The sequence below is a fragment of the Streptomyces sp. NPDC005533 genome, assembly GCF_042871845.1.
Lineage (GTDB): Bacteria > Actinomycetota > Actinomycetes > Streptomycetales > Streptomycetaceae > Streptomyces.
This window is the reverse complement of record NZ_JBIAJH010000101.1, coordinates 1-7,586: the sequence shown is the minus strand read 5'-3', so window position 1 is coordinate 7,586 and position 7,586 is coordinate 1. Positions and strand designations below refer to the sequence as shown.

The window sequence follows — 7,586 nt, the reverse complement described above, 5'->3', positions numbered from 1 at the left end:
CAGGCGCCCGCTTCCACAACGGCCACCTCACCGACCACCCCGAGACCACCGCAGCCTGAACAACCCCACCGATCCACAACTCTTGACTATTGCTCCGCGTCTCTTGGTGATCTTGCGGAGCTGGTAGTTCAGGGACTCGATGGCATTCGTGGTGTAGATCACGCGGCGTATCTCGCGGTCGAAGGCGAGGAAGGGGATGAACTCCTCCCAGCCCCGCTCCCAGCTGGCGATCAGTCCGGGATAGTTTCTGCCGTACTCGGAGCGCAGTTCGTCGAGGGCGGACAGCGCCTCGGATTCGGTGGCGGCGGTGTAGATCGGCTTCAGTACGGCGGCGACCTTCTTGCGGTCGGCGTGGGAGACGTATTTCATCGACGACCGGATCAGGTGAAGCCGTCAAGAAACAACGCGTTGCTTCGCGGGGATGAGCTCGTTGATGTGGTATGTGCATATCCGAGGAGGTCCGTTGCCAGTTGGCACGGCGGTTCGATGTTCTGCTGCCGCATTTGAACGAGCGTCAACGGCGTCTGGCGCTGGCGACCGAGGCCCGGCTGCTCGGTCATGGAGGCGTCAGTGTGGTTGCGCGGATAGCCGACGTCAGCGAGACGACCGTCCGCAAGGGCGTGTTCGAACTCGAGGCCGGGGTCGATCCGCTGCCCGAGGGCCGTGTCCGGCGTCCTGGTGGCGGGCGGATGCGGGCCGAGGTGATCGACCCTGAGTTGGTTCCGGCGCTGATGGCGCTGGTCGAACCGGACGAGCGCGGTGATCCGATGTCGCCGCTGCGCTGGACGATGAAGTCGCTGCGGCACCTGGCCGACCAGTTGTCCCGGCAGGGGCACCGGGTGACCGCGCCCACGGTGGGCCGGCTGCTCAAGGAGCACCGGTTCAGTCTGCAGGGCACCGCCAAGACCCTGGAAGGCGGTCAGCACCCGGACCGGGACGCGCAGTTCCGCTATATCAACGAGCAGGTCAAGGAATACCAGGCCGCAGGCGAGCCGGTGATCAGCGTGGACGCGAAGAAGAAGGAACAGATCGGGCAGCTGCCGATACCCGGACAGGAGTGGCGGCCGGCCGGGCAGCCTGTCGAGGTCGAGGACCGCAGCTTCTTCGCCGGCCCGCACGTGGAGTCCGTCATCCCGTACGGGATCTACGACATGGCGGCGAACACCGGCTGGGTGAACGTCGGCACCGACCACAACACCGCCACTTTCGCCGCCGCCTCGATCCGACGCTGGTGGCAGGCACGAGGCCGGCACGACTACCCCCAGGCGTCCCGTCTGCTGATCACCGCGGACGCCGGAGGCTCCAACAGCTACCGCTACCGGGTATGGAAGGCCGAGCTGGCCGCATTCGCCGCAGACACCGGCCTGACCGTTACGGTCTGTCACTTTCCGCCGGGGACGTCGAAATGGAACAAGATCGAACACCGGCTGTTCTCCCACATCACCATGAACTGGCGCGGACGCCCCCTGACCAGCCACGAAGTCGTTCTCAACACGATCGCCGCGACCACGACCCGCAGCGGGCTGCGTGTCGAGGCCGCTCTCGACGAGGACTCCTACCCGACAGGCATCGCCGTCAGCCGTGAGGAGTTCCGGACCCTGCCGATAACCGCCCACGACCTGCACGGCCGGTGGAACTACAGCATCGCCCCGACCGGCACCGCCGCTCCCGCACCGCGCGCCGGCCAACCGGCCAAGGCCCGCGCCGGGACCCTGAAAATGCTCGCCGACCCACGCCTGACCGGCATGAACCCAGACGAACTCGATTCGCTGCGAGCCGAGTTGGCTCCAGCGCAGGCGGCAGCTGCCGAACAGCACCGCTACGTGCTCCGCAAAGGCCGGCGCGTCGCCACCACCGGCCGCAGCCGATCCCTGCTCTCAGATGCGGACGAAGTCCTTCTCACCGTCATCTACCTGCGGCAGGTCTGCGCACAGAAGGTACTGGGTGACCTGCTCGGGATGAATCCGGTCACCATCGGCCACGGGATCAAGGCCACCCGGAAGCTGCTGGACGAACGGAAGATCAGCATCACACCCACCGTCGTGCGCTACTTCACCCGCGCCGAGGACCTCCGTGCCTGGATCACCGGCAACGGCCCGGCCGGGCACGCTCCCGCGACACCGACCCACCAGGCGTTGACGGACCCGACCCTGACCGGCATGTCCCGCCAGGCCCTGCATGTCCTGCTCGAAGAGCTGATCGTGCCCTACGCCGCCGCGATCGAAGAACGCCGTCACCGCCGGCGCGGCGGCAGCCGACGCCCGGGCACCCGCGGCGGCGTGTTCCGACAGAAGATCACCGACGCCGACCGGATCCTCGCCACGATCCTCTACCGCCGTCGCGTCTGCGGCCTCGACGCACTCGCCGAGCTGTTCGGCGTCTGCAAGAACACCCTGTGGAACGCGATCCGCGACGTCCTGCCAGTCCTCGACGACCGTCGCATCAACATCGCCCCCGCCGGACATCGCCACCCCACCGCAGCCGACCTTCTCACCTCGGCCACCACCGATAACCACCAGGTTGTTTCTTGACGGCTTCATCTGATCCGAATCGTCGATGAAATACGTCTCCCACGCCGACCGCAAGAAGGTCGCCGCCGCACTGAAGCCGATCTACACCGCCGCCACCGAATCCGAGGCGCTGTCCGCCCTCGACGAGCTGCGCTCCGAGTACGGCAGAAACTATCCCGGACTGATCGCGAGCTGGGAGCGGGCCTGGGAGGAGTTCATCCCCTTCCTCGCCTTCGACCGCGAGATACGCCGGGTCATCTACACGACCAACGCCATCGAGTCCCTGAACTACCAGCTCCGCAAGATCACCAAGACCCGCGGGCACTTCCCCTCCGACGACGCCGCGATCAAGCTCCTCTACCTCGGCATCCGCCGCATCGAGGGCCGCCACATCGACGGCGACGGCCCCATCCCCACCGGCCGCGTCCGCGGCACCGGCACCCTCGGCTGGAAACGCGCCATGAACCACTTCATGCTCGCCTTCCCCCACCGCCTCCCCCTCTAGCCCCAGCAAGATCACCGAAAGTAACCACCCCGACAGGCCCGAACCCTCGCGCAGACAGGCGTCGACGAGGTGGCCGCCGAGGAAGCCTGTGGCCCCGGTGATCAGGATGTTCACAGGGTCCGCCACCAGGTCGCGCCGTAGAGCATGGTGAGCGCGACGGCGGCCACCCGCCCGCGTCCGGCGGTCCGGGCCCGGGGCAGCGCGAGGGGAATCTGCGCGGCGTGCATGCCGATGCTGAGGAAGGCGTCGATCCACCACAGCCAGCGCAGGACAGGTACGTCGGGTGCTCCGGCGGTGGCGGCCAGGACCGCGCCGCCGAGGAGGTAGGCCCAGCCGGCGAGCGGTATCAGCTTCGGGGCGCCGGCGCGGGACCACGGGGGTGCCGGGGGTGCGAAGCGGCGTGCGGCCCACCGGCCGAGTTCCTCGCGGCCGATCTTGGCATTGTGCCGGATGTCCACGGGGAACCCCGTGTGGCGCAGGAACGACACGGAACTGAGCGCCGGGGCTTGCTCGGCGGCCGAGGCGCGCAGTTCGGTGACGAGGTCGCGCCAGGCGTCCGTCTCCAGGGGCCTCTCGGTCTCCACGCAGATGACGGGCTCCTGCTCACCGGCCGGGCCGGTGCCGACGAGTGCGCTGCGGCGGACCAGCGGATGTGCGTTGAAGACGCCCTCGCAGAGCACGGTGTACAGGTCCTGCCCGGGGGTGCGCACGCGCTGCGCCGCCCGCCCGCAGAACCACAGCCGACCGCTGCCGTCGAGGTAGCCGAGGTCGCCGGTGCGGTGCCAGACGCGGGGCGCGGAGGTGGCCCCGCCGGACGGGTGGAGACCCTCGCGGGCCGGGTCCTCGTACGGCTTCTCGGGCACCTTGTGGAGGGCGTCGGCCTGCGGGGCGGCGTGGTAGCGGGGGCTGACGGAGTCCCCGGCCACGAGGATCTCCCCGACGCGTCCCTCCTCCAGGTCCGCCTCCAGGTCCGTGTCCCTCCAGGGGGTCAGGGCCGGCATCGGGCCGTCGGTGACGGGCGCGATCCGCAGGAAGGTGCCGGGTACGGGCCGGCCGACGCAGGTTCCGGCGCCGAGCGCGGCCCGGTCGGCGGTTTCGGCGAGGATCTCCCCGGACTCGATCGAGGTGATCGGGAGGACCTCGGTGGCCCCGTAGGTGACGTGGATCCGGGCCTTCTCGTCCAGGACGTCCCGCAGCGCGGCGACGACGGTGGGCGGCACGGGCGCCCCGCCGGACACCACGCAATGCAGGTCGGGCAAGGGGTGCGGGTGGGTCGCGAGATGGCCTGCGAGGCGGCGCAGCAGGGCGGGCGAGGCGAACATCGTGCTGACGGAGAAACGTTCCAGCGCATCGACGAGGAGGCTGGAATCGGCGTGCGCGACCTTCGCCGGCGCCAGCGGGGCGAGGACGACCGTGGAACCGTAGACCAGGTCGAGCATGCCGTAGAAGGGCATGGTGACCAGGGAGACGTCGTCCCGGGTGCGCCCGTGCGTGTCCTCGATCTGGCGGGCGATCGAGAGCGCCATGCGGTGGGTGTACTCGACTCCCTTGGCGGGGCCGGTGCTTCCCGTGGTGAAGCCGATCATCAGCAGGTCGTCCCCGCCGACGGTGGGGGGCGCGGTGCGCGGCCCTGGGGCGGACCGCAGGCGCGCCAGGGTGTGGCCGCCCCACAGCCGGTGGCGGCCCAGCGTGACCGGGATCCGTACGGCCTTGAAGGCACGACGCCCCAGGACGCGCACCAGGTGGGCGAGCGGCGAGCCTATGAAGGCCTCGGCGCTTACGGCCCGGTAGCAGTGGAGCATGCGGCGCAGCCCCATGCCGGGATCGACGACGACGGGGACGGCGCCGATCCGGAAGAGGGCGAAGACCAGGGCGAACAGCTCGGCTCCGGGCGGGGCCATCAGCACCGTCCTGGTTCCCCGGCCGATGCCAGCGTGGGTCAGTCCGTGGGCGAGTCGCTCGACCTCCTGCTGCAACTCCCCGTAGTTCAGGGTGCGGTAGCGGGGGCGGCCGTCGGGGTCGCGTCCGCCGTCGGGGTGGATGACGGCTGGCTTGTGTGGGAAGGCGCGGGCGTTGCCTTCCAGACGGGTGGCGAGGCCCGCAGCTGAGGCAGTCGCCGGCGTCCAGGGGTTCGTGCCTCTACGGCTCGTGATGGTCACCGGATCACCGGCTTTCGGGGCGGTAGCTCGCGCAGGCCGCGCTGGGACCGGCGCCGGCGGTGACGAACAGCAGTTGGTCACAGCCGTCGGGCAGCCCGGTCGCCATGGCGTGGAGGTAGCCGAGGACGGGGGCCGCGGTGTGCGGTTCGCCCGCCTCGCCGGGGGGAAGCGCGTCCGCCTCGGTGCCCGGACCGATCACCAGGGTGCGGTCGAGGTCGAGCCCGTACGCGGCGGCGTAGTCCGCGACGGCGGTGGCGGCGAGTTCGGCGCGCCGGCGGTCGTGGTCCGGGGAACGGCGCACGGTGATCAGGGTCCGGCCCTCGGCGCCCATGCCGGCGGTGTCCAGGTAGCCCTCCGTGTCGCTGGGGCCGTCGGCCGTGTAGTGCCGCACGGGGCCGAATCCGGTGTCGGGGTCGGCGCTGCGCTCCAGCAGGAGGGCGCCGGCCAGGTCGGCGTACGGGTAGTCGGGGTCGCGGCGGGCATCGCCGCCGGGGTGCACGTCGGCGGCGGTGACCAGGAGGCGTTCGGTGCTGCCGGTGTCGAGGAGCGACTGACCGACCTGGACCGCGTTGAGCACGCCGCAGGCGCCGTTCATGAGGTCGAAGGAGAAGCCGGCCGCGGGATCCACGAGGTAGTCCAGGCTGATGCCGACCTCCTTCTGCACCAGGGCCGCGAGAGCCGGTTCGAAGGTGTTGGACTCCCGGTAGACGCTCACATTGACGAGGACGCCGACGGCCGAGGGGGACAGACCGGTCTGGCTGAGGCAGTCACGGGCGGCTCGGCCGGCGAGCTCCACGGAGGAGGCCGCGCGGGTGCCGGAGCCGGGCGTGGCGGTGGCGGTGCCCGCGGCCGTGATGATCATTCCCATGGTTCAGACCCCCATGTTGGTGACGGTGGCCGACAGGGCTCCGGTGACCAAGCCGGAGGCGGCGGGGACCAGCAGGAAGGTGGAACCGCGTCGGGCGGTGCCCGCGGCGAGGTGTTCGCGCAACGTCAGGAAGTGTGAGGTGGTGGCGGTGTTCCCGTACTTCTCGACGACGGCGAGCGAGGTGGGCATCGGCGTGCCGAACTCCGCTTCGCCCGTCTGGTTCACGTAGTCGATGAACCGGGCGCCGACCTGGTGCTGAATGATGTAGTCAAATTCCTCACCCGCGAAATCCCGGCCGTTCTTGGACAGCAGATCACCGTGGAACCGGGGCCAGAGGGCGAGCCGGTCCTTGTTGTGCATCTTCTTGTTGTCCGTGTAGAGCGCAATTCCCTCGGTGCGATCGCTCGGCATTCCCATGCACAGATGCGAGTACTCTGAACAGGTCATCAGGTCGATGTAGTGGATCCTGTCGGACCCGTCGGCGGACCGGTCCATGATGACGGCGGCGGCGGAGTCGCCGACGGAGAGAGCGGCGAACTGCGCGTCGTAGGAGTCGCCGATCTCGCGGGCCGCCGTCTGGGCGACGCGGGTCGCCTGCTCACCGCTGACGACCATGCCGCTGCGGACCGCGTCGGAACGGATCATCCGGTCGAGCACGTACACGCCGGTCATCATGCCGGCGCAGGCGTTGGAGACGTCGAAGTGCAGGGCGGAGCGGGCGCCCATCTCCCGAGCCAGGGAGCCGGCGAAGGAGGGCTCGAAGTAGAAGCGGTCGGCGTCCTTGAAGCGGGTGATCGACGCCGATATGACGATGTCCAGTTCGGCGGCCTCGTACCGGGACGCCGCGAGGCAGTCGCGCGCGGCGCGCAGGGCCAACCCGAACGAGTCCTCACCGCTCTCGGGACGCGGGTCGTAGACCCGCCTCTCTACGACACCGGTGATCTTCTCGACGTCCACGTCCCGCAGATTCGGGGTTCGACCAGTCAACTCCCGGGTGGTCAGCGTGGTCGCCGGTATATGTGAGCCGATGGATTCCATACGGCTGTGCAAGGTGTTCGTGCTCAAGTATTACTCCGTGATGGGCGCACGCGGGCAGCACATGTCGCTCCGGCGGAAGGCGCAGTGTTTCGCTGTTGACAGATAGTGAAGTTACCGTAGCGTACACATTTGTCAGTTCTGTTACTCGGCCGCCCGGAGCGGACCGACGGGGTGACTGTCGGCCACCGGCGGGCCCGCCGTGCGCGCGCTTCCCGGGCCGCGCCGCCCCTCGACCCGCGCCCCCGGTAAGCCCGTTGAACGCGCCACCACTCTCGGACACACCTTCGAAACCTGTCCGGAATCACTCGGTCCGCCTGACCACCCCCACCCGGCCGGCCGCCTCGCTCCGCGCGCGGTGAGAATCTCAAAGCCATGATGGTGACCCGCCTCGTGAAAGCAGTGAGCTTTTTTAGCGGTGAGTCTCCAGGGTGAGGATGGCTCTGCTGATTGACGTGAGTCTGTTCGGGCTGAGGCGAGCTTTACGGAGGACACGCCAGGTCTTGAGG

4 protein-coding genes and 2 pseudogenes are annotated in these 7,586 nt (G+C 69.3%); 2 read left to right on the top strand and 4 right to left on the bottom strand.

All coding sequences use genetic code 11. From position 1 onward, the window contains the following. Positions 1-93 precede the first annotated feature (93 nt). Positions 94-390, bottom strand: a pseudogene (locus ACFYP3_RS36460) (transposase); the annotation flags it as partial. A gap of 50 nt (positions 391-440) precedes the next feature. Here ACFYP3_RS36460 and ACFYP3_RS36455 point away from each other — a divergent pair. Both ACFYP3_RS36455 and ACFYP3_RS36450 read left to right on the top strand, forming a co-directional pair. Beyond that, positions 441-2,531 (top strand): ISAzo13 family transposase, encoded by a 2,091-nt coding sequence (locus tag ACFYP3_RS36455; RefSeq protein ID WP_388842302.1) that lies wholly within the window; start codon positions 441-443, stop codon positions 2,529-2,531. Positions 2,532-2,550: 19 nt separating this feature from the next. Then, positions 2,551-3,015, top strand: a pseudogene (locus tag ACFYP3_RS36450) (transposase); the annotation flags it as partial. A gap of 110 nt (positions 3,016-3,125) precedes the next feature. Here ACFYP3_RS36450 and ACFYP3_RS36445 read toward each other — a convergent pair. Genes ACFYP3_RS36445 through ACFYP3_RS36435 form a run of 3 tightly spaced genes read right to left on the bottom strand, consistent with a single transcriptional unit; the run spans position 3,126 to position 7,107 of the window. Next, positions 3,126-5,174 carry a fatty acid CoA ligase family protein gene (locus ACFYP3_RS36445; protein WP_388842300.1) on the bottom strand — a complete coding sequence of 683 codons (2,049 nt, stop codon included), beginning with the start codon at positions 5,172-5,174 and terminating at the stop codon, positions 3,126-3,128. A gap of 4 nt (positions 5,175-5,178) precedes the next feature. Next, on the bottom strand, positions 5,179-6,042 hold the full coding sequence (locus ACFYP3_RS36440) for a hypothetical protein (RefSeq protein WP_388842298.1): 864 nt from the start codon (positions 6,040-6,042) through the stop codon (positions 5,179-5,181). A 3-nt stretch (positions 6,043-6,045) separates the two neighbouring features. After that, a complete protein-coding gene (locus tag ACFYP3_RS36435; RefSeq protein ID WP_388842296.1) occupies positions 6,046-7,107 on the bottom strand; it encodes a 3-oxoacyl-ACP synthase III family protein in 1,062 nt (353 codons plus the stop codon). Positions 7,108-7,586 lie beyond the last annotated feature (479 nt).